13 protein-coding genes are annotated in these 22,659 nt (G+C 60.9%); 10 read left to right on the forward strand and 3 right to left on the reverse strand.

Going from position 1 to position 22,659, the window contains the following annotated elements; all coding sequences use genetic code 11:
* Window positions 1–10: 10 nt before the first annotated feature.
* Window positions 11–1,438 (reverse strand): Y-family DNA polymerase, encoded by a 1,428-nt coding sequence (locus FV139_RS16825; protein ID WP_187276601.1) that lies wholly within the window; start codon window positions 1,436–1,438, stop codon window positions 11–13.
* A 215-nt stretch (window positions 1,439–1,653) separates the two neighbouring features.
* On the opposite strand from FV139_RS16825, the gene FV139_RS16830 reads away from it, so the two are divergent.
* Window positions 1,654–3,531: a DUF885 domain-containing protein gene (locus FV139_RS16830; RefSeq protein WP_235898695.1), complete on the forward strand. Its 1,878-nt coding sequence runs from the start codon at window positions 1,654–1,656 to the stop codon at window positions 3,529–3,531.
* A gap of 37 nt (window positions 3,532–3,568) precedes the next feature.
* Here the strand turns inward: FV139_RS16830 and FV139_RS16835 are convergent, their stop codons facing one another.
* Entirely contained in the window at window positions 3,569–5,590 is a 2,022-nt protein-coding gene (locus FV139_RS16835) for a winged helix-turn-helix domain-containing protein (protein WP_148069623.1), read from the reverse strand.
* 428 nt (window positions 5,591–6,018) lie between these two features.
* On the opposite strand from FV139_RS16835, the gene FV139_RS16840 reads away from it, so the two are divergent.
* The 8 genes from FV139_RS16840 (at window position 6,019) to FV139_RS16875 (ending at window position 17,809) form a co-directional block, all read left to right on the forward strand.
* Window positions 6,019–8,643 (forward strand): TonB-dependent receptor plug domain-containing protein, encoded by a 2,625-nt coding sequence (locus tag FV139_RS16840; RefSeq protein WP_235898696.1) that lies wholly within the window; start codon window positions 6,019–6,021, stop codon window positions 8,641–8,643.
* Window positions 8,644–8,745: 102 nt separating this feature from the next.
* A complete protein-coding gene (locus FV139_RS16845; RefSeq protein ID WP_148069624.1) occupies window positions 8,746–10,320 on the forward strand; it encodes a flavin monoamine oxidase family protein in 1,575 nt (524 codons plus the stop codon).
* Window positions 10,317–10,967 carry a c-type cytochrome gene (locus FV139_RS16850; RefSeq protein ID WP_148069625.1) on the forward strand — a complete coding sequence of 217 codons (651 nt, stop codon included), beginning with the start codon at window positions 10,317–10,319 and terminating at the stop codon, window positions 10,965–10,967. The genes FV139_RS16845 and FV139_RS16850 overlap by 4 nt, the downstream gene beginning before the upstream one ends.
* Window positions 10,968–11,019: 52 nt before the next feature.
* Window positions 11,020–11,487 carry a Rid family hydrolase gene (locus tag FV139_RS16855; RefSeq protein WP_187276602.1) on the forward strand — a complete coding sequence of 156 codons (468 nt, stop codon included), beginning with the start codon at window positions 11,020–11,022 and terminating at the stop codon, window positions 11,485–11,487.
* Window positions 11,488–11,533: 46 nt separating this feature from the next.
* Entirely contained in the window at window positions 11,534–12,349 is an 816-nt protein-coding gene (locus FV139_RS16860; protein WP_148069627.1) for a sulfite exporter TauE/SafE family protein, read from the forward strand.
* A 32-nt stretch (window positions 12,350–12,381) separates the two neighbouring features.
* Window positions 12,382–13,533, forward strand: coding sequence for a pyridoxal phosphate-dependent aminotransferase (locus FV139_RS16865; protein ID WP_148069628.1), 1,152 nt, complete (start codon window positions 12,382–12,384; stop codon window positions 13,531–13,533).
* Window positions 13,534–13,646: 113 nt separating this feature from the next.
* Window positions 13,647–14,720: an efflux RND transporter periplasmic adaptor subunit gene (locus FV139_RS16870; RefSeq protein WP_148069629.1), complete on the forward strand. Its 1,074-nt coding sequence runs from the start codon at window positions 13,647–13,649 to the stop codon at window positions 14,718–14,720.
* Window positions 14,717–17,809 (forward strand): efflux RND transporter permease subunit, encoded by a 3,093-nt coding sequence (locus FV139_RS16875; protein ID WP_148069630.1) that lies wholly within the window; start codon window positions 14,717–14,719, stop codon window positions 17,807–17,809. Before FV139_RS16870 ends, FV139_RS16875 begins: the two co-directional genes overlap by 4 nt.
* A 51-nt stretch (window positions 17,810–17,860) precedes the next feature.
* Here FV139_RS16875 and FV139_RS16880 read toward each other — a convergent pair whose 3' ends face one another.
* Window positions 17,861–18,385, reverse strand: a complete 525-nt coding sequence (locus FV139_RS16880) for an O-acetyl-ADP-ribose deacetylase (RefSeq protein WP_148069631.1) — start codon at window positions 18,383–18,385, stop codon at window positions 17,861–17,863.
* A gap of 342 nt (window positions 18,386–18,727) precedes the next feature.
* Between FV139_RS16880 and FV139_RS16885 the strand changes: the two genes are divergently transcribed.
* Window positions 18,728–22,659: Ig-like domain-containing protein (locus tag FV139_RS16885; protein WP_235898697.1), on the forward strand; the 3,932-nt coding region annotated here is incomplete at its 3' end.

Raw genomic sequence — 22,659 nt, forward strand, 5'->3', positions numbered from 1 at the left:
TTCTGGCGCCTCAGGCGAAAATGCCATGGATGTACCAGTGCTGGCTGCGGCGATCGCGGAACAACCAGTAGTGCTGTCCGGCCTCACCGCGGGCAATGTAGTAGTCACGGCTTACCGGGCTCTGCCACCAGTTGTCCTCGATGCGCTCCGGGCCATACAGCAGGGTCAGGGGGCCCTGCCAGTGCAGTTGCCGCCCGCGCAGCCCCAGGCATTGGGGCTGGGGCATCAGCCAGAATGGGCGCTGGGCACAGTATCGGGTCAGTTCGCCGCTGTCGCCGGCCTCGATCCCCACGGCAACGGCGTATTCCGGTAAATGCTCGTCGCGGCAGGCTACCTGTTGTACCGCTTGCAGGCCCAGGCGGCTGCGCAGGCGGTCCAGCAGGCTGCCAAGTGGTTCCCGCTGGCCGCTGTTGTGAAACAGGTCCGGGGCCTCGGCGCTACCCGCCTGTAGTGAGGTGCAGTGCAGGGCCAGGCCCTCTGCCGGACTGCCGGGCTGCAGGCGTTCGAGGTGGATGCGGGTCAACTGGTACCAGCTCTGCCAGTGACTGCGGCTGCTGGTGCTGCGCACACTGAAGGCGCGCAATTGGCCGTCCACCCCGATCAACTGCCATGTGATGTCATCGGTGTACAGTTGGGTGTTGCGCAGGAAGCGGCACAGCCCCTGCAGCAGGCTTTCCACCGCCGGCAGTAATTCGGTATTGGCCTGTACTCCGTAGCCGAACCAGTACTCATCGCTGAATTCGGCAGGGGGCTGGTAGGCGGGCTGGAGATCACTTTCCCGGCCCAGCAGCTGGCGCAGGTAATGGCTGAACTCGCGCCCGCAACGCCGGCCCAGTGCGGCGGGGGGCAGGGTCAGGATATCCCCGAGTCGATGTAGCCCGGCGCGGCGCAGGGCATTGACGGGGGTGGAAAATTCTCCCTCCAGCAGTTGCAGGGGCAGTGGGCCGAGGCGGGCTTCCAGGGGCTGTTCCCAGGCCAGGGCGCTGGCTTCGTCGCCAAAGGACAGCAGCCAGGCGGCCCGGGGTGTTGCGGCCAGGCCCCGGACGACACTGTAGCCGCGGCTCGACAGGCCCCGCTCAACATCGGCCAGTAGTGGCCCCAGGCCGCGGTAGAGGGCCAGGCAGCTCCCCACTTCCAGCAGCAGGCTGTCCTCGCGCCACGGATAAAGGCTGGGGCTGATACTGTAACCCCACTGGCAGAGTTGATGCAGGCAGCGCTGCTCCGCGCTGCGGTCCCGGTCCAGCAACTGTACCGGTTCCGGTTCGGCCAGGGCGCGCACGGTAGCGCCACTCATGCCGGGGCGGATGCCGAGTGCTGTGGCGCAGTCGTTGGCGCACAATACACGCTGGCGTTCCAGTACCACGATGGGGCGTGATTCGTCGCGCTGCAGACATTGCAGCGGCAGCTGGTGGAAGCGCAGGCACAGCCACAGGCTCACTGTGGCCTCCGTTGCCCTGCGCAGAGTGCAGGGGGCACTTTCCCCAGTTTAGTGACATGAATACTGTACATATATACAGTATTGGCGTCTTTGCAGCGGCTGTCCAGTGATGGTTTCCAAGGAAACTGGAAATCCTCTGCTCGCTGGGGGATGATGCGCCCACTTTGCCGGCGCAACCGGCAAACCCGCATTCCTGAATGAAACGAGGATCCGTTTTGAAGAAACTAGCCCAAGCCGTGGCACTGGCGGGGATGGGAGCCCTGCTGCTGAATGCCTGCTCCAAAGAGGAAGAAGCTCCCTCTACCAGCACCCCGGAAGCTGCCCAGGCGGCGCCTGTGGCCGACACCGCTCCGGCCCGGTCCGAGGCGGAAGCCAGCGCCGCTTTCCGCGCCTTCCTGGACGAAAATTACGCCGTGGATATGGCACGCCACCCCTATACCGCCAGCTACCGCGGTATCAAGACCAACAACGACAAGTGGAACCCGGCCTCCGAGGCCTACTACGAGGAAGATCGCGGCATCCTGGAGGCGCGCCTGGAGCAGATCGCGCAGTTCGACCGCGCTGCCCTGCCGCCGTCGGAGCAGCTGTCCTACGACCTCTACAAGCTGGACCTGCAGCGCCAGATCGCCAGCGATGACTTCCGTCATCACAAGTTTATTATTCACCAGTTCCGCGGCCCCCACACCCAGGTGGCCAGCAACCTGATCAACATCCATACCGTGAAGAACGTCAAGGAAGCCAAGGACTACATCGGTCGCCTGAACAACGTGGCGGGCTGGTTCGACGAAGTGATCGAGCAGATGGCAATCCGCGAAGCGGCCAACCTGCTGCTGGCAGACTGGCAGTACCCGCAGATGGCGCAGGCGTCCCGCAATATTATTTCCGGCGTGCCCTTCGACGAATCTGGCGTGGACTCCACCCTCTGGGCCGACTTCCAGGCCAAGGTGGCGGCGCTGGAGATTGATGAATCCGAGCGCGAACGCCTGCTGGCCCAGGCCCGCGAGGCCCTGGTGGACGTGGTCAAGCCGGCTTACGAGAAGCTGATTGCGGAAATCGAGCAGCAGGGCGCCAAGGCTTCCGGCGACGACGGGGTGTGGAAGTTCGAAAACGGTGATGCCTTTTACGCCGAACGCCTGCGCTGGTTTACCACCACAGATCTCTCGGCAGATGAAGTACACAACATCGGCCTGCGGGAAGTGGCCCGCATTCACAAGGAAATGAATGCGATCAAGGATGCTGTCGGTTACGAGGGTAGCCTGGCGGAATTTTTCGAGTACATGCGGACTGATGAACAGTTCTACTATCCCAATACCGACGCAGGGCGAGCGGAGTACCTGGCCGAGGCGACCCGCCTGATCGATGTCATGCGCGAGCACATCCCGGAATACTTCGGGCTGATTCCCAAGGCGGACCTGGTGGTCAAGCGTGTGGAAGCCTTTCGGGAGAAGTCAGCCGGCAAGGCCTTTTATAACGGCCCGCCCTCTGACGGTTCGCGTCCGGGCATCTACTACGCCAACCTCTACAACATGATGGATATGCCCAAGTACCAGATGGAGGCGCTGGCGTACCACGAAGGAATCCCCGGCCACCACATGCAGCGGGCGATATCCGTGGAGCTCGACGGTATCCCGGAATTCCAGAAGTACGCCAGCTTCACCGCCTACACCGAGGGTTGGGGGCTTTACAACGAGCAGTTGCCCAAGGAGATGGGCTTCTACCAGGACCCATACTCCGACTTCGGCCGCCTGGCCATGGAGCTGTGGCGGGCCTGCCGCCTGGTGGTAGACACTGGTATTCACAGCAAGCGCTGGACCCGGGAGCAGGCGATTGCCTACCTGCTGGAAAACACACCCAACTCCGAGGGTGACTCCACCAAGGCCATCGAACGCTATATCGCCATGCCCGGGCAGGCGACGGCCTACATGATCGGCAAGCTCAAGATTGTCGAGCTGCGCGAAAAGGCGCGTGAAGCCCTGGGTGAGAACTTCGACATCCGCGCTTTCCACGACGAAGTGCTGAAGGATGGCCCGGTGCCCATGTCCCTGTTGGAGCGGAAAGTGGATGCTCTGATTGCCCGGGGCGGCAAAGCCTGACGTTACGCCGGCGCCCGGGCCCCCCGGGCGCCGCACATCACATTCCGTTGGCAGTATTGGCGAGCAGGTCCGCGGGCAGTTGCCGTGGCGCCACTGCCAGTTCCTGTGGCCAGGCCGTATTGCGGCTGACAAAGCGGCGCTGGCTGTAGGCCGCGCTGGCCGCCGGGCTCATACCCACGCCTGTCACTTTCTCCATCGCCTGCACACCCTCGAGCAGGGTGCGCTGCCAGGACAGGCCCAGATCAAGGTATTCCAGCAGTTGCTGATAGCGCGGGCTGTCGATAACGGCCGCCGGGAAGTAGCGTTCGCTGAGGTGGATCATGTTGAGGGCCTTGCGTTTCTGTAGCGGCTCGAGCCTGGCCCAGAAATCGATGCCCCGGTCCAGGTCTCCCAGCGCAAAGGCTACCGCACCATTGTTGAAAAAGTAGTTCTGGTCGCGGTGATAGAGCGACTCCAGTTCCGGACTTTCGGGCTTCAGGGCGCCGGAAAGGACCGCCAGCATCTGCTCGGTATAGTCCAGGTTCAGGCCTTCGGTGTCTTCCTCGCGCATGCGCTCGAGGTACCACTCCGCCTCCTGGGGGCGGCCCTCGATGAACAGGTCGCGTACCAGTGGCCCCAGCATGCCGATATGTTTCGGGCGCAACATCAGCTGGTCCTTGCGCAGGCGTATGGCTTCCTCGGGCCTGGCGATGGTGACCCGGTAATCCCAGGACTCGTCGGGATTCAGTTCAAAGGGACTGGTCTCGCGGGCGGCGTCGAGGAAACCTTCCGCTTCCTCGTAGAGGCGGGCGCCAATCAGGAACAGGGCGTAGTGTGCCAGGGCGTAGCTGGGTGCATCGCCGGAGAGTACCTGGCGGCGTAATACCTGCTCCTGGCGGCGGTACTCCGAGCCGGCCATGCGCATCTCGATGGCGCGGATGGCTTCCAGTGCCTCGTGGTCCGGGGCAACCGAGGCAACGTTGCGGTGGACCTCGGAGACCAGCTTGAGCAGTTCGCGCTGTTTCTCCAGCTGGCTGAACACCGACAGGTTGTTCGCTGCAGCGGCGATACCCAAATGGGCATTGATGAAATGGGGATCCAGTTCGGCGGCGTCCTGATAGAGCTGTATCGCGCGCTCGAAGTCCCGGGGATTGAACTGGTTGTAGTAGAAATCACCCTTCATGAAGCGCTCGTAGGCCACTGCATTGGTGGTGCCCCAGTCGTACATCAGGGCACGCTGTTCTTCATCGAGGTGGATGCTCAGCGCGGTGACGATGTTGGACACAATATGGTCCTGCACGCTGAACACGCTGTCCTGCTGCAGTTCGAAGCGCTCGGAGTACTCGTGCACCCCGTCCTCGCTACGCACCAGTCGCACCATGGCCCGCAGCTTGCCATCGGCCTGTAACAGGGTGCCCTGCAGGACGTGGTCGACATCCTCTTCACGCGCAGCTTCGCTTTCGGGTTCCAGTGCAACCACGCGCACGGCGCGCAGGCGAGCCAACTGGTTGATCAGGCTGGTGCGCAAGCCCTCGCGCATAAAGCTTGTGCTGTTCGGGCTCTCCCCCTGGAAGCTGAAGGATTCCACACCAATGGTGACGATGTCCGGGGTGCTGGTGGTGGGCCTGTGGTTAAGGGCCAGTGACAACAGGCCGAGCATGATGACGATGGTGCCGACGACAGTGGCCAGTTTGCGGTAATCCAGCCCCGCTGTGAGGCGCTGTTGCAGTTTTGCCAGCCACCCCGGGGGCGTGGCATCCGCGTCGTTACCCACTGGTGCCTGCAACAGCTTGTATCCCCGCCGGGGCAGGGTCTTGATGAATTGCTGGCTGCGCACGCTGTCGCCCAGTGCGCCGCGCAATTCCGATATGGCCTTGTGGACGGCGTGATCCGAGGCCACCGGGCTCCAGAAACGTTCCAGCAGTTCACTGCTGGTGACAACCCGTTCGGCATGGTCTGCCATGTACACCAGCACGTCCATGTTGCGCGGGGTCAGCTTTGTCTCCTGCCCCTGGAAGCGCAGCACACACTGTTCCGGCGAAACCTCGTAGGGTCCGATGAAAAAGGAGCCCAGGGACATCAGTAGACCTCCTTTTGCACCGGGAGGTGGCGCAGGCGCACCACTCGAGTGCGGTCAAATTGCCCGCTCAGGACCTCAGGCGCGTGGATACTGGCGCGTTGGACCATGATCTCCCTTCATTTACATCGCAACAGCTTGGCTGGAGCAAATTCGATGCCAAATGCCCTGAATCCGTGCAGATTTACACCTCCGGGAGGTTTCAGGAGGAAAAGGAACGAAGAAAACACACCGCCGGGAGGACTTTCAGGTGGCCGCGGGATTACAACTGAACCTGACAGGCACCGTTGACCACCAACATCACGGTCTGCCAGCACGGATACCCATCACCGTTCTGGTGCGTGCCAGGGAGGAGTCCGGTTATCCCGGTAAGCAACAGGGGACGGCTCCATCCCGGTCTTTGATCTATTTATCTCAGGGGGAGATTGATCGTGAAAAAAGTTCCAGGTAGTACCCGGTTTAAAAGAAGCCTGCTGGCGCTTGCCGTCAGCGCTGCGGCAGGTTCTGTGCCGCAGGCAATGGCAGCGGAAGAGGCATTGGACCTCGAAGAGGTCATCATCACCGGCTCCCGCGGCAAGCCGCGGACGGTATCCGACTCACCTGTACCCGTCGATGTCTTCACTGCCGACTCCATCGAGGAAGTGGCTTACACCGACACCAATGATGTGATCAAGACCTTGGTGCCATCGTTCAATGTCTCCCGTCAGCCCATCAGCGACGGCGGCACCTTTATTCGCCCCGCCCAGCTGCGGGGCATGCCGACCGACAAGACCCTGGTACTGGTGAACTCCAAGCGGCGTCACCGGGCCGCGCTGGTAGAGATTGGCGATTCGGGCACCCAGGGTCCGGACATTGCGACCATTCCCTCCGTGGCCCTGAAGAGCGTTGAGGTCCTACGCGACGGCGCCGCCGCCCAGTACGGCTCGGACGCCATCGCCGGTGTACTCAACTTTATCCTCAAGGACAACAGCGATGGCGCAACCCTGACGGTCGAGAGCGGCGAGTTCTCCGAGGGCGATGGCTTCCAGACCACCGTGCAGGGCAACATGGGCTTTGCGCTGGGTGAGACCGGTTTCCTGAGCGTCTCCGCGGAGTGGAGCGAGGCCGATGCCACCGAGCGCGGCGAGCAGTACTGTGGCTCCTGGTTCTGTCTTGACCAGAACAACCCGATCTACGACCCCACCGCCGGTTACGCGGTCTTTACCGAAGACCCCGCCTTCCAGGCGGCCACCAGCAAGGCCAATATCGGCTTCGGCGACAACGTACAGCCCTGGGGGCAGCCGGAGTCGGAAGCCGTGCGCCTGTTCTTCAACGCCGGCTACGACATCAGTGACAGCATGTCCGTGTACGCCTTTGGTAACTACTCCGAGAGTGAGGCGAATGGCAGCTTTTACTACCGCTACCCCTATAACGGCACCATCGAGGATTTACGTGAGGCGGACGGCTCCATCTATTCGCCGCTGGAAAAATTCCCGGGCGGTTTTACCCCGCGCTTCTTTGGCAAAGTGTTTGACTACTCCCTCGCGGGCGGCCTGCGTGGCACCCTCGACAACGGCCTCGGCTATGACCTGAGTGCCCGGAGCGGCGAAAGCAAGGTCGAGTACACCCTGAAGAACACCATCAACCCCTCCCTGGGGCCGGACTCTCCCATCTCATTCCGTCCGGGTGACCTGATCAACGAAGAAACCCAGCTGCAGGCGGATTTCTCCTATGAGGTGGATACCAGCTCGGTGGGACCTGTTCTGCTCGCCTTCGGCCTCAGCTACATGGACGAGTCCTATGAAATTGCCGGCGGCAGTGAAGAGTCCTACGTGGCCGGCCCCTACGCGGTGCAGGACCCCTGGGGGCTGTGTAATGCCGATGGCAGTGCCAGCAGTGCCGGCCTGAGTGCCATTGCCGGCGGTTCCAGCCTGGATTGCGCCAACCCGGACGACCCGGTCTTCCAGGTGGTGGGCGTGGGTTCCAACGGTTTCCCGGGTTACTCCCCGGAGTACTCCGGCACCTATGACCGCGACTCCTACGCCGCCTACTTCGATGTCAGCGCCGACGTGACCGACAAGCTATTCCTGCAGGCCGCGATTCGCTACGAGGATTACTCGGACTTTGGTGACGAGCTGGTGGGCAAGTTGGCCGGCAAGTACGACTTCACCGACAACTTCGGCGTCCGCGCTTCTGTGGGCACCGGTTTCCGCGCGCCGACACCGGGCCAACAGGGCACCACCAACGTGTCCACCCGCCTGCCCAATGGCTTCCCGGTCGCCACCGGTCTGTTCCCGGCCAGCAGCGACGTGGCGCTGGCGCTGGGCTCCTCTCCCCTGGACCCGGAAACCTCCACCAACTACTCCATGGGCTTCACTTATACGGTAGGTGCCCTGGACATGACGGTGGATTTCTACCGTATCGACATGTCTGACCGGACCTACGCGGTGTCTACCCTGGATGTGTCCACCGATCCGGATAGTGGCAGTGCCTACGATAACTACCTCGCCCTGGCCGGTGCCGGCGTGAGTGGTGCGGAGACCATTGGCGGGGTGTTCTACTTTGCCAATGCTTTCGACACCGTCACCGAAGGGGTGGATATCGTAGCGACCTACCCGCTGGAGTGGAGCACCGGTGGTGTCACCACGCTGACCGCCTCGCTGAACTACAACAAGTCCGAGTTCGACTCTGACCCCAGTGAGTTCCTCAACGATGAAGACCAGTTCGATTTCGAGAACTTCGACCCGAACTGGCGTGGTGTCTTCACCGCTCGTCACACCCAGGGCCCCTTCAGCCTGATGGCTCGCGCCAACTATTACGGCGAGTCAGAGAATGCGCAGGGTAATGGCGATTCCCAGACGACCCAGAAGTACGGCTCCGAGATTCTGGTGGATGTTGAAGGTCGCTACTTCTTCAACGACAACCTGTCCGTATCGCTGGGTGGACGCAACATCTTCGATACCTATCCGGACGAAGATGAGCTGGGTGATATGTGTTGTGGTGCTATTTACATGTCGGCCTCTGTGGTCAGCTGGCAGGGCTCCTACTACTACGCTCGCCTCAACCTCGATTTCTGAGGCTGAGTAGCTAAACCTCCCGGCTGCCCTTGCCGCGCAAGGGCGGGGCAGCCGGGCCAACCTTCCAACATAAAACAGCAAGTATTCCGGGAAGTCATCGTTGTGAAATCGACAGTCAGCCGCAGAGATTTTCTCCAGGCGCTGGGCGCGACCATGGGCGCTGGTGCCCTGATCGCCGCCGGAAGTGGCCTGGGCATGATGCCCGCCCCCGCCGCGGCAACCACCATTGACCACGGTCACCTGGGCCGTAGCAAGCGCCGTATTGCCGTGCTCGGCAGCGGTATCTCAGGCCTCGTGGCAGCCTTTGAGTTACAGCGTGCCGGACATGAGGTGACCGTAGTGGAAGCGTCACACCGTCCGGGCGGCCGGGTGTTCACCGTGCGCCACGGTGACCTGATCGACGAGATCGGCAATCGCCAGTACTGCGACTTTGACGACGAGCCCCACCTCTACTTCAACGCCGGGGCAGCCCGGATTCCCAGTACCCACCTCAATATCCTGCGCTACTGCCGGGAGTTGGGCGTGGAACTGGAAATGTTCATCAATGAGAGTAAGACCGCCTGGATACAGGACGACAACCTGCTGGGCGGCAAGCCGGTGCGCAATGGCGAGTACACCGCCAACCTGCGCGGCTTCATGGCGGAGTTGTTCGCCAAATCCCTCACCCAGGCGGAACTGGATGCCCCGATCACCGAGGGCGAGACCGAGAGCCTGATGGCGGTTATCCGCAACTTTGGCGACCTGGACGAAGACCTGATCTATCGCGGCAGCGTACGGGCGGGCTACGCCAGTGGTGGTTTCCTCGAGCACGGCTCTCCGCGCGAGGCGATCGGCCTCCACGAACTGCTGCGCTCGCCCTTTGCGCGCCAGGTACTGCAGGCCGATGAGGGCGAGACCGGCCCCATTCTCATGCAGCCCGTGGGCGGCATGGACCGCATCGTGAAGGGTTTTGTCGACCAGTTGGGAGACCGCATCCGCTACCGCGCCGCGGTACAGGCCGTCATGATGAAGTCCGACGGTGTCGATGTGACCTACGAGCAGGGGGGTAAGCAGCACCAATTGAGTGTGGACTATGTCTTTAACTGCATTCCCACCCACCTGTTGACCGGGCTCGACAACAACTTTTCCGCTGGTTACCTGCAGGCCCTCGGCCATATCCGCCGGGGCGAAGCCTACAAGGGCGCCTTCCAGGCGAAGACCCGCTTCTGGGAGCAGGAAGATATTTACGGTGGCATCACCTGGGTCAACGCGCCGATCAAGCAGATCTGGTACCCCACCCACGGCATCCACCGCCGCAAGGGCATCATCCTCGCCGCCTACGACTTCGGCCACGGTATGCACTTTACCAACCTCACCCAGGCGCAACGGGTCGAGGACATGCTGGCCCAGGGCGAGAAGGTCCACGCCAACTACCGCCAGCAGGTGGAGAAAGGGGTCACCATCGCCTGGCACCGTATGAATCATATGCTCGGCTGCGCCGCACGCTGGACCGACAGTTATCGCGACCTGAATGCCGATGAAGCCCACCTGATGGATACCCTGATCGCTCCCGAGGGGGGGCGCCATTTCCTGATTGGTGACCAGGTGAGCCGTCACGTGGCCTGGCAGGAGAGTGCGGTGTTGTCTGCGCACCGGGCCCTGGCCACCTTCTCCCGGCAGCTGGAGATGGCAGCATGAGCAGCCCCCTGACCCGGTTTTGCCTTGGTGCTGGCGTGGTGCTGGCGCTGCTGCAAGTTCCCTTTGCCCAGGGTCGGGAGCCCTACGACGATTTCTACTGCACCACCTGTCACGGCGCCGAAGGGCGCGGCAATGTCGGCGTTAACGCGCCGCGGCTGGCCGGTATGGAGCCCTGGTACCTGAAGCGCCAGTTGCAGAAATTTCGCGACGGCTTGCGCGGCACCCATGAAGGTGACGTGGAAGGTCGTGCCATGCGCCCGATGGCAGTAAAGCTGACAGACGAACGCATCGATGCGGTCATTGACTGGGTAGGGCACTGGCCGATGGTGAGTGCGCCTTCCACCCTGGGAGGTGACACCGAAGCCGGTGCCCGCTGGTACCGTACCTGCAGTGCCTGCCACGGTGAGCAGGCCCAGGGGCGGCTGGAGCTGAAGGCGCCGGCCCTGGCGGGCCAGAACGACTGGTACCTGCTGACACAATTGCGCAATTTCAGCCTTGGCTACCGCGGCCAGCATCCAGAGGATGCCGAGGGCGCCGCCATGCGCGCTGCCACAGCTGCGCTGCCAGACGAACAGGCGATGATCGACGTCATCACCTACATCAACAGCCTCGACCCGGCCGTAAGTTATGCCGGACGGGACGAGTAAACCCGATGCAGCATTCACCACCCCGCAAAAAATGAACGGACAGGATTACACCATGAAAAAACTTGTTAGCGCCTCACTGCTCACTGCACTGCTCGGTGCCGGTAGCTTCGCCACCGCACAGGAGATCAAGCGGGAGGGAGAGGGCAAACTGTTCTATACCACGATCGAGATTCCCGCGGGGGCCGAAACACTTTATCTGAGCGGTTCTGGCGCCTCACCCGAGGAAGACGGTTCCTGGGGGGATATGGAAGCCCAGGCGATCGACACCCTGGAAAAGTTCAAGAAAACCCTGGAGAGCCGCGGTTGGTCCATGTCAGACGTGGTCCAGGTGCGGGTTTTCGCCGTAGCAGGTGAAGACGGCGAACTCGATTTCGCAGGCTTCAACCGCGGGTATATGCAGTTCTTCGGCACCGGGGAAAACCCTACCAAGCCGGTGCGCTCATTCGTGCAGGTGGCAGACCTGGTAGTGGACGGCTGGCTGCTCGAGATCGAGGTGCGGGCGGCGAGGATGCCCAAGTGAGCAGAGGATTGTTTGTAACAGCGACCTTTTACTTCCGGACTGGATCATGGGCACCGATATGTTGATGTTTCTCGCTCTGCTTTCGGGGGCTGGTATCGTGGCAGGCCTCACTGCAGGCCTGTTCGGAGTGGGCGGTGGCTTTGTGGTCGTCCCGGCCCTGCTGGCGGTATTCCCCTTCCTCACGGACCAGACGGATCACCTGATGCTGGTGGCGGTGGGGACATCACTGGCCACGATTGTGGTGTCCTCGGCACGTTCCATGTTTGCCCACGCCAAGCGCGGTGCCGTGGACTTCCAGGTGTTGAAGGACTGGTCGGTGTGGTTGCTGGTCGGTGTGGCGGGCGGCCTGCTGGTGGCGTCCTGGGTGGACGGCAATGAACTGATCATGGTGTTCGCCGTGGGAGTGCTGTTGTATTCCGTGTACTTCCTGTTTCCCGACATGTTCCAACGCTTCAAAGGCAAGCTGTCGATGCCTGAGGGCCGTGGACGGGCGTTGCTGGCCAGCGTGCTTGGCGGCTTCTCCGCCCTGCTCGGTATTGGTGGCGGCACCGTTACCGTGTTGACCATGGTGCTGTGCAACCGGCCGGTACACCAGGCGGTGGCGACGGCTTCCGGTGTCGGCGTGCTGATTGCCATTCCCGGGGCCATCGGCTTCATGCTGCTGGGCCTGGGTGCCGAAAACCTGCCCCAGGGCTCCATCGGTTATATCAATATCCCCGCGCTGGTGGCGGTGGCGGCCTTCTCCCTGGTGACTGCCCCCATCGGTGCCCGGCTGGCTCACAGCCTCGACGAGCGCCAACTCAAGCGCGCTTTTGGTATTTACCTGATCCTGGTGGCCGCGGCGATGTACGCCAAGGCCTGACCATCACGATGACTCTCAAAAAGGAGCATGCCATGTCTGTCTCGATGAACCGCAGAGTGTTTCTGGGTGCCGTTGCCGGTGCCGCCTCCCTGATGGCGGGTAGCCGCCTGGCGGAGGCAGCGACCGATAAATCATCCCCACTGCGTCCCAGTGTTCAATACGGCCCGCCGCCCGGGGTGGCGCGCCTGAACGCCAATGAAAACCCCTATGGGCCCAGTCCGGCTGCTCTCAAGGCGCTGGCGGAGGCGGGTGCCCAGGGTGCCTATTACGTTGGTGACAGCGTGAAAAAACTGATTTCCATGATCGCCGAGTATCACGGACTGAGCCCCGAGTACATTACGCTGAGCCCTGGTTCCAGCGGCGGCCTGGTGGCCGCGGCGGTGATGGCGGGGCAGAGCGGCAATATCCTCGGCCCGGACCTGTTCTGGGATACCACGTCCCGTGCGATCGAGCAGCAGGAGCTGGGCAAGATTGTGCGCACGCCGAAAACCGGTGATATGGGCATCGACCTCGACGCCATGTACGCGTCCATTGACGACAGTGTCTCCATGGTGCAGGTGACCAATCCCAACAACCCGACCGGTATGTTGCTGGATCCGGCAAAGATGCGTGATTTCTGTATCAAGGCATCGAAAAAAGCCGTGGTGCTGGCCGACGAGGCCTACAACGAGCTGACCGACATGCCGGAACAGAACAGCATGATCCCGCTGGTCAAGCAGGGCCACAATGTGATCGTTGCCCGCACTTTCTCCAAGATCTATGGCATGGCGGGCCTGCGGGTCGGTTACCTGATCGCCCAGCCCGAGGTCATACAATCCATGGGTCGCTATGGTATCGGCTGGTATGGCCTGAACCAGGCGGGCCTGGCGGCTGCCATTGCCAGCTACGAGGATCACGCCTTCATGGACATGTCGCGCGGCAAGATTCGCGAGGCGCGGGAAATGGTGACCGACGCGATCAAGGCCAACGGCCTGACGGCCCTGCCTTCCCAGACCAACTTCATGTTCGTGAACCTGGGTGACATCAACGCCGAGGCCTTCCGGGCGGGGATGGAGAAGGAGAAGGTGATGATCAGGGGCATTTACCGGGACTACAACAACTGGTCCCGTGTTAGTATGGGGCGCCTGGAAGATGTCCAGATGTACGTCAATGCCCTGCCCAAGGTACTCGATTCTCTCGCATAGTCCTGAGACGGTGCCGAGATGGCACTGAAGTAGTGTCCAGGTAAACCCGTAGCGAACTTTCGGGGCCCGCACCTGTCCAACAGGCGCTGGCCCCGTCGTCAATTTGTGAGCAGATGAATACACCAAGATTCCTGGCCGTGGGCCTTGTCTTTATTGCCCTAGTCGCCCTTGTCGGTTGCGAAGAGTCCTCCGCGCCGGCTCCGCAACGCAGCGTGCGTTCGGTGCCGGTGGAGCTCTGGACTACCCAGCCATCCACCATCGAAGACCGCATCGAATCTGTCGCCACACTCAGCGCCTACGAGTCTGTCGCCCTGACAGCGCGGGTGAGCAGTGGCAAGGTCAGTGCGGTGCATTTCGAAGATGGCGACATCGTTGAAAAAGGCCAGCTGTTGCTGGAACTGGATCCAGCGGAGCCCGCCGCCCGTGTGCGCGAGGTGGAGGCCACCCTCCGTGAAGCGACTCTGGAACTCGAGCGCCTGGGCCGACTGGGCGCCGATATTTCTACCCGGGCTGCCATCGATATTGCCAAAGCTAACGTGGCCGCCGAGCAGGCGCGCCTCGATCAGGCCAAGGCCGTGTTGGCGGATCACAGGCTGTACGCCCCGTTCGCGGGTACGCTGGGATTCCGCCAGGTCAGTGTCGGCGCCCTGATTACTCCGGGAACCGTCGTTACTGAACTGGATGACACCCGCCGCCTGAAAATGGATTTCACCATCCCCGAAGTCTACCTGTCTCGAATCAAGGTGGGAGACAGGGTGGAAGCCCACAGCCCCACTTGGCCCGGTGAGACCTTTATCGCCACGGTGCGCAGCGTGGGCACCCGGGTGGACCCGGTGACCCGGGCAGTGACCGTGCGCGGTGTGTTGGACAATAGTGACGGGCGACTGCGCCCGGGCATGTTGCTGACGATCGACCTGCTGGCGGGTGAAACCTCGGCCCTGGTACTGCCCGAGCAGAGCCTGATTCAGGACGGCCAGTCCAGCTACGTTTACAGCGTGGACAAGGACAGTCTCGCGGTACGGGTGCCGGTCGATGTGGCACGCAGGGTAGAAGGTGGCGTGGTCATCGAGAACGGCATTGAAGCCGGCCAGGTGGTGGTCATCCGGGGGCAGGTCAACCTGCGCCCCGGGATTCCCACCACGGCGGTAAACGCGACCGGGCAACTGGGGCAGGGTATCGCACCGTGAAGCTGTCTGATCTCTCGGTCCAGCGGCCGGTCTTTGCCACCGTACTGGCCCTGCTGCTGGCGGTGTTCGGCGTCATGGCCTTCCTGCAACTTTCCACCCGGGAATATCCCGACGTGGCGATTCCCGCGGTGTCGGTCAGCACAGTCTACCGCGGTGCCGCGGCCGACGTTGTCGAGTCACGCATTACCCAGCCGCTCGAGGATGAACTGGGCGGTATCGAGGGGGTGCGAGCCATCCGCTCCAGCAGTATCGATGGGCGTTCCAACATCAATATCGAATTCGTGCTTTCCCGCGACCTGGATGCCGCCGCCAACGATGTGCGTGACAAGGTGTCCCGGGCCCTGGGTCGACTGCCACAGGAAGCTGAAAGCCCCACGGTATCAAAGGCGGACAGCGATGCCTCGCCGATCATCTTCATCAGCATCGAAGGCAGGAACATGCCCCAGGTGGAAGTGGTCGACTACGCCGAGCGCTACCTGCGCGACCGCTTTGCCGCTGTTGACGGAGTGGCCTCGGTCAATACCTACGGCGGTGGTGCCCGCTCCATGCGCATCTGGATTGACCGTCACAAGCTGAATGCCCGGCGTCTGAGCATCGGGGACGTGATGGATGCCCTGCAGCGCGAGAATATCGAGTTGCCTGCGGGGCTTGTCGAGTCATCTGCGATGGAGTTTCCACTGCGTCTTCAGCGCGCCTACAGCAGTGAAGAGGACTTTCGTCAGCTGGTAGTGACGCGAGGCAGCGACGGCCACCTGGTGCGATTGGGCGAGGTAGCCCGGGTTGAACTGGGTAGTGAGAACACCCGTCGATTGTTCATCACCAATGGCCGTGAAAGTATGGCCCTGGGTGTGGTCAAGCAGTCCAACGCCAATACGGTGGAAGTGCTGGATGCTATCCACAAAGAGATTGAGGCCATTCGCGAGGATCTCCCCGAGGGGATGGGTATCTCCTCGTCGGGCGACGCATCGGCCTTCATTCGCGCCGCTATCGGGGGTGTCTACTGGACTCTGCTGATCACCACCGGCCTGGTGGCGCTGGTGATCTTCCTGTTCCTCGGCGCGTTCCGTGCGACCCTGGTGCCGGTGGTGTGTATTCCACTGTCGCTGCTGGCCGGCTGTATTGCCCTGCTGGTGTTCGGATACTCCATCAACCTGATTACCTTGCTGGCCATGGTATTGGCTATCGGCCTGGTGGTGGATGATGCCATTGTGGTTCTGGAGAACATTCACCGCCGTATCGAGGAGGGTGAGCCGCCCTTGCTGGCCGCCAGTCGCGGTGCAGGACAGGTTGGTTTTGCGGTTATCGCTACAACCGCCGTATTGCTGGCGGTGTTCACTCCCATTGTGTTCATGGAGGATATGACGGGACGGCTGTTCTCCGAGCTGGCTGTGGCCATCTGTGTTGCCGTGATCGCGTCGTCTGTGCTGGCCCTGAGCCTGGTGCCGATGCTGTGCAGCAAGTTGATGAGCGCCAAGGAGCGCAAATCGTGGCTGCATCGTGGCACGGACCGTTTTCTGGATGCGCTGGCGGAGGCCTACCGCCGCAGCCTGGATTGGAGTCTGCGGCACCCGCTGCTGATGCTTGCGGTGGTGCTGGGGGCTGTTGCTCTGGCCTGGAAGGAGGCCGGTGCCCTGCGCCTGGAGCAGGTGCCCATAGAAGACCAGGATACGGTGATGGTGATGGTTCGTGCGGACACCGGCACCAACATCGAGACCATGCGAGGGATCATCCAGGAGTTGCAGACACCCCTGTTGGAGCGGCAAAAAGACGGCACGATCCCACGAGTGCTGTTTGTCTCTCCCTTCCGCGGGGGCACCACCCCGGACTTCGCCTTCGCGCGGGTTTCGCTGGTGAGCCCAGGTGAGCGGGATTACTCCTCATTTGAACTGCGCGACGAGATGATGGGCTACTGGCGCGACTTGCCCGGCCTGTCGGTGATGGCTTTCCTGCCCGCGGGGCTGGGTCAACGCGGTGCCAACACGCCGGTGGAGTTTGTGCTGCAGGGGCCGGACTACGAGAGCCTGGCGGAGTGGCGCGATACCGTGATAGCTGCGGCCGGCGATAGCGGGCTGTTTGGTAACCTGAATAGCGATCTGCGGGAAACCCAGCAGCAATTGCACGTCACCACGGACCTGGCCCGAGCTGCGGCCTTGGGTGTCAGCGCACGGGAGCTGGGTGAGGCACTGCAATCACTCATGGCGGAACAGCAGGCAACGACGTTCAGTGAGCGTGGTGAGGAGTATCCCGTCATCGTGCAACTGGAGCGTTCGCAGCGCGCCAGCCCGGACGACATCCGTAATATCTTCGTACGTGGTGATAGCGGTGAACTGGTACAACTGGCGAACCTGGTGTCGCTGGAAAGCGTGGCGAGTATCGCGGCCTTGCAGCGCTACAACCGCATGCGGGCCGTAACCATCGAGGGGAGCCTGGCGCCGGGTGTGGCTCTCGGCGATGCGCTGGCCTTCCTTGAAAATGTGGCTAAAACAGAATTGCCCCCGTCGGCGAAAGTGGATTACAAGGGCGAATCTCTGAACTACAAGGAATCCACAGGCGCCATCTATGCCACCTTTGGCATGGCGCTACTGGTGACCTTCCTGGTTATGGCGGCCCAGTTCGAGAGCTTCGTGCACCCCACCGTGATCATGGTCACCGTTCCGCTGGCCATTGTCGGTGGGCTCGCAGGGCTGGTGATTACCGGGCAGTCGTTCAACATCTTCAGCCAGATTGGTCTGTTGATGCTGATTGGCATTGCCACCAAGAACGGGATATTGCTGGTGGAGTTTATCAACCAGCTGCGCGACGAGGGCATCGCCTTCAAGGAAGCCATCGTGCAGGCCTGCGGTCTGCGCCTGCGTCCGGTGCTGATGACCACCGTGTCCACCCTGGTGGGCGCCATGCCCCTGCTGCTCATGACCGGGCCGGGCTCCGCCAGCCGTAATGTGCTCGGGGCCGTTATCCTCTTCGGGGTGGCAACGGCGACCCTGTTTACACTCTATGTAGTACCGGGGCTCTACAACCTGCTGGCGCGTCGCACTGGCTCACCGGGTGATATCGCCCGGCAGATGCAGGCGCTGGAAGGCCAGCACTGACAGGGCGCTGCGGCGCCCGCAGCTTTCCTATCCTTCATTGTTGCCAGGTGTTTATGTGCCGGCTTTGTATTCCGCCAGTACTGTTTCCCAAATGGTGTAGATCTCTTCGCCAAACAGGTAGAACGCCATCTCCAGGCTGTTGAACTCGTCTTCCAGGCTAACCCCCAGCGCAATTCTCGCCGCTTCATCCAGTGGATAGCCGTAAACACCACAGGAAATAGCAGGGATCGCCAGGCGCGAGCAACCGTGTTCCAGCGCCAGGCGATAGGTGCTGCGGTAGGCATCCGCCAGAAGCTGCGCGGGGTTGGCATCAATCCCGTAACGCGGCCCGACCGTGTGGATAACAAAGCGGGCCTTGAGTGCACCTGCCGCGGTTATCCGGGCCTCACCCGTCGGGCAGCGAACGCCGCTGACCTGGGGGACTTCCCTGCACGCCGCCAGCAGGGCGGGACCGGCGGCCCGGTGGATGGCGCCGTCCACACCGCCTCCCCCCAGCATGACCTCGTTGGCGGCGTTGACGATGGCGTCTACTTCGGCGGTGGTGATGTCGCCCTGTAGTAGTTTCACTCGAGTCATGGCTCTTTCCTCTATTCTGCCATAACGCAATGGTACGTCCGTTCGGTTCAGAGGGGCAGCGTTCCCGCCGGATCTGCATTCTAGACCGTGAAGTCAGGCGCCGTTTTGAGTTCCTGCAGGCGGGAAAGCAATCGTGGGTTGAGATCACGCGATCGCCGAACTGAAATTTGCGTCAGATTTTGTCTTTGTGTCCAAAATGTGACTTGCGTCACGCTAATTATCGCTAGTATTACCCTTATATCTGATTACTTGCCCACAACGCTTTGATATAACACGTCGAAGTCATACTAATTCCAATGCAGAACTGCCCTTGTTGTTCAGGGATCACCTGGGAGCTCAATCATGGCACAGGAACGAAACCAACAAGCACCGGCATCACCGTACGATTTCATTACCGAAGAAGATACTGCCCTGACGGGCATCACCATCGACCTGTTCCGCAATGGCAACGGCAGAGGAACTCCCAAGGGGGCGCCCTCTATTGAGGTTCTGTCGTCGACGGCTGGTGGCACCCTGGAAATTGCTGGCTCCGAGTTCACCTACACACCGGCAGAGGACTTCAACGGCCAGGAAACCTTTGAGTTTCTCGTGGGGGACGACGAAGACGTAAAACGCGTCACGTTTGACGTTACCCCGGTTAACGATGCGCCAGTTGCAAACCCTGATTCCATCGAGATCGCGCCGGGCGAAGAAGACCTTGAAGTGGACGTGCTGGCCAACGATACCGACGACAACGGGCTGGATGTCACCACGCTAACTGTCGTCGACGCGTCAGTACCGGAGGGCTTCTCCGTTATTGTTGAAGCTGGCAAACTTCTGGTGACTGCCTCGACTGGTGTGGGGCCTGGCGAATATACCTTTTCGTACACCATCTTTGATGAAGGTGACCCTGCCCTGTCGAACACGGGTGAGGTTACGCTCACTGTTACGGGCGAACCTGTCACTACCATCGATGGCTCAGGGCAAGACGGCTACATCGAGAATGCCACCGTATGGTCCGATCTGGATGCGGACGGTGTTCTGGACTGGACGGACCTGAACGGTAACGAAGTCTTCGATATAGGCGAGGGCGAGTCCTGGGCTATTACCGACGGCAAAGGGGATTTTGCCTTACAGGGCGATCTTTCCGGCAGACTCGTGCTGACGGGCGGTACTGACATTGCGACGGGACTCGATTTTACGGGAGTGTTGCGCGCGCCGGCTGGTTCAACAGTTGTTAGCCCCATGACCACCCTGGTGGTCTCTGTTATGGACTCGCTGCTGGCGGCCGATCCAGCTCTTTCAGAGGCCGAGGCCCAGTTAGAGGCCGAACGAATTGTTAAAAGTACACTGAGCATCGATGACGCAGTCGATCTTTCCAGTTACGACCCTATCGAGGTGCTTTCTACCTCGAGCGATCCCGAGGAACTGGCAACCGCTGCCGATGTGTTTGCGACCGGCAGCCAGATTCTCAATACCGTCTCCATAGCCGGTTCTGCTGTCAGTGGTAGTTCCGGCACCGATAGTACCCAGACGAAAGCGAATGGTTTTCAGGCCATCGCCGATTCGCTGGTAACGGCTGACAGTGCCTCAACACCGGAACAGCCGGTCACGGTAGATCTCACGTCAACGGAAGTGATTGAGGCGGTCGTGGTTTCAACCGCGGCGGCGAGTGGGGCGTCGCTTGACGACGTGACCCTCGACAGCCTGACGTCGATCGTCCAGGCGACAAACCAGCAGGTAGAAGACGTCGTGGCCAGTTCTTCCACCGACGGCCTTTCGGTACTGACAGAGGTCACCGCATCATCTCAGGTTGCCCAGGGCGAGACTTCGGATTTTGTCAGTAGTGGAACAGTATCCGGTGAAGATTCGGACACCTACACCTCAGAGCTTCAGCAGAAAGTCGACGATGCCGAGGTCGGCGATGTCACCGGGTCGGAGGCGGAGGGGGGTGAGGACCTTTTCCTTATTGGCTCGGGCCTGGGAGAACTGCTTGAGGGCGGGGACGGAAACGATACGATTGCCGGTCGTGGCGGTAACGACGATCTCATCGGTGGCGACGGCGATGATCGCATCACCGGTGGTGAAGGTGACGACATAGTCTACGGTGGCCTGGGTGTCAACGATTACAACGGCGGCGCGGGTTTTGACACCCTGGATTATTCCGGCACAACGGTCCCGGTTACTTTCACGGGCCCAATCACTTTCGATTTAGCTTCCGGTATTGTGACCAACGGCTCGGATTTCACCGACACCGTTACGAACTTCGAAAAATATTACGGAAGCAGTGAAGCGGATGAGTTCATTGGCGCTGACACTACAGGATTTGAACGCTTTGTCGGCGGTGCCGGCAGTGATGTCATCGACGGTGGCGGCGGCAGTAATGACGGTGTAGATCACCGCGATAGCGATACCGGGTCCGGTATCTACGCGGATCTCACCCAGAACTTCATCAACGATGAATATGGCGATGTTGACCAGGTCTTCAACATCGAACGTGTCTACGGCACGCGCTATGGCGACACCATCATCGGTGATGATAACGACAATGTATTCATCGGCTATGACGGGATAGACAATATCCAGGGCGGCGGCGGCGTCGACGTCTGGGCTGCCAACGGTGGCGAAGACGAAACCCTCGGCATCGAGATAGACCTGGGTACAGGGGTAGTCGCCAATGATGGCTACGGTAACGCGGAAACCGTATCGGGTATTGAAAACATCTGGGGCTCACGCAATGGCGACACCATTCTCGGCGATGCCGGTGCCAACGGTATTTCCGGCTGGGCGGGAGACGACTTCCTCTCCGGCGCGGAAGGGGATGACTACTACATTTTGGGGGATACCGGAGAAGATACCCTGGTAGATGGCTCCGGATCCGATTATCTGGAAGGCGGCCCCGACTCGGACCTGTTCATCATCGAAGGCGGCGGTAACGACGCCATCGGTGATTTCGAGGCAGGCGAGACCATCGACTTGCGCACACACTCCAGTGAAATCACAGCTGAATTCCTGCAGGCGCAGATCGACGCCAACTCCCAGTGGGATGCAGACAATCCCGATGGGCCGGACAGCGGCACCTGGTTCCAGTTCCTCGACGGCAGCACCTTGTGGGTCGGCCATGATCCCGGCCTGCCGCTCCAGGTGTCGGATTTCCTGCTCAATCTCACTGACGCAGGCGGCACGATAGTCGGCACGGACGGCCCTGATGTACTGATCGGCGGCAGCGGTAACGACATCATTAATCTTGGTGCGGGAGGTGATTCGTCCCTTGGTGAGCAGGACGAGGTGACACCCGGTCAGGGTAATGACATCGTAAACCTCGGGCTGGGTAATAACGTCGTCTATGCCGGCCCTGGCGACAATACCTACAACGGTACGGCCAGTACTCCTGAAAACCCGACATTCAATGTTATCGACTATTCAGCGGCTATCACGAGTATCAATGTTGATCTCGAGGCTGGTCTGATCAACAACGGCTTCTTTGGCACCGATACGGTGTCGAATATCAATAAGGTGTATGGCAGCCAGTTTGATGATTACATGGGCGGGTCTAACGCTGAGGGAGTCATTGAGCGCTTCGTTGGTGGTTTTGGCAATGATGTCATTGATGGTGGTGGTGGCAGTAATGATGGTGTGGACCACCGAGACAGTGACACAGGCTTCGGGATCTACGCGGATCTCAACCAAAACCTGGTTTACGACGAATACGGTGGTATTGATGAGATCTACAATATCGAGCGCGTCTATGGGACGCGCTATGACGACACCATTATCGGTGACAGCAACGATAACTTCTTTATAGGTGCGGACGGCGACGACTACATTGTTGATGGTTGGGGAGCAGACAATCTCTTTGGTGGTGGCGGTGCAGACACTTTCGTCATCCAGGGTGGAAGCGGATCCAGCTTGACGGGTTGGCCCGACATTGTCAGAGACTTTGAACCCGGGATAGATTTTATCGATCTCACCCAGGCACCAGTATTTCTCACCGAACAACAGTTGCAAGGACAGTTGAATGACAATGCGCAGTGGGACCTGGACAACCCCGCCGGGCCAGACGGCGGCACTTCGATCAACCTTGGTGCCAATAGTTCACTATGGATTCAGCACGATGATAGCGCAGGGCAGCTTTCGCTAGCTGACTTTATTCTGCCAGATGCTGGGGATGGTGTTGATGTTCGCCTGTCGGAGGGCAATGACGAGTCCTATCTTGACCCGGCCACCGATGGTACGGAAGCAGCCGATATCATCTCCGGCGAAGGTGGTGCTGATGCCATCAACGCTTACGGCGG

The organism is Parahaliea maris (assembly GCF_008064665.1).
In the GTDB taxonomy this organism is placed as follows: Bacteria; Pseudomonadota; Gammaproteobacteria; order Pseudomonadales; family Halieaceae; genus Parahaliea; species Parahaliea maris.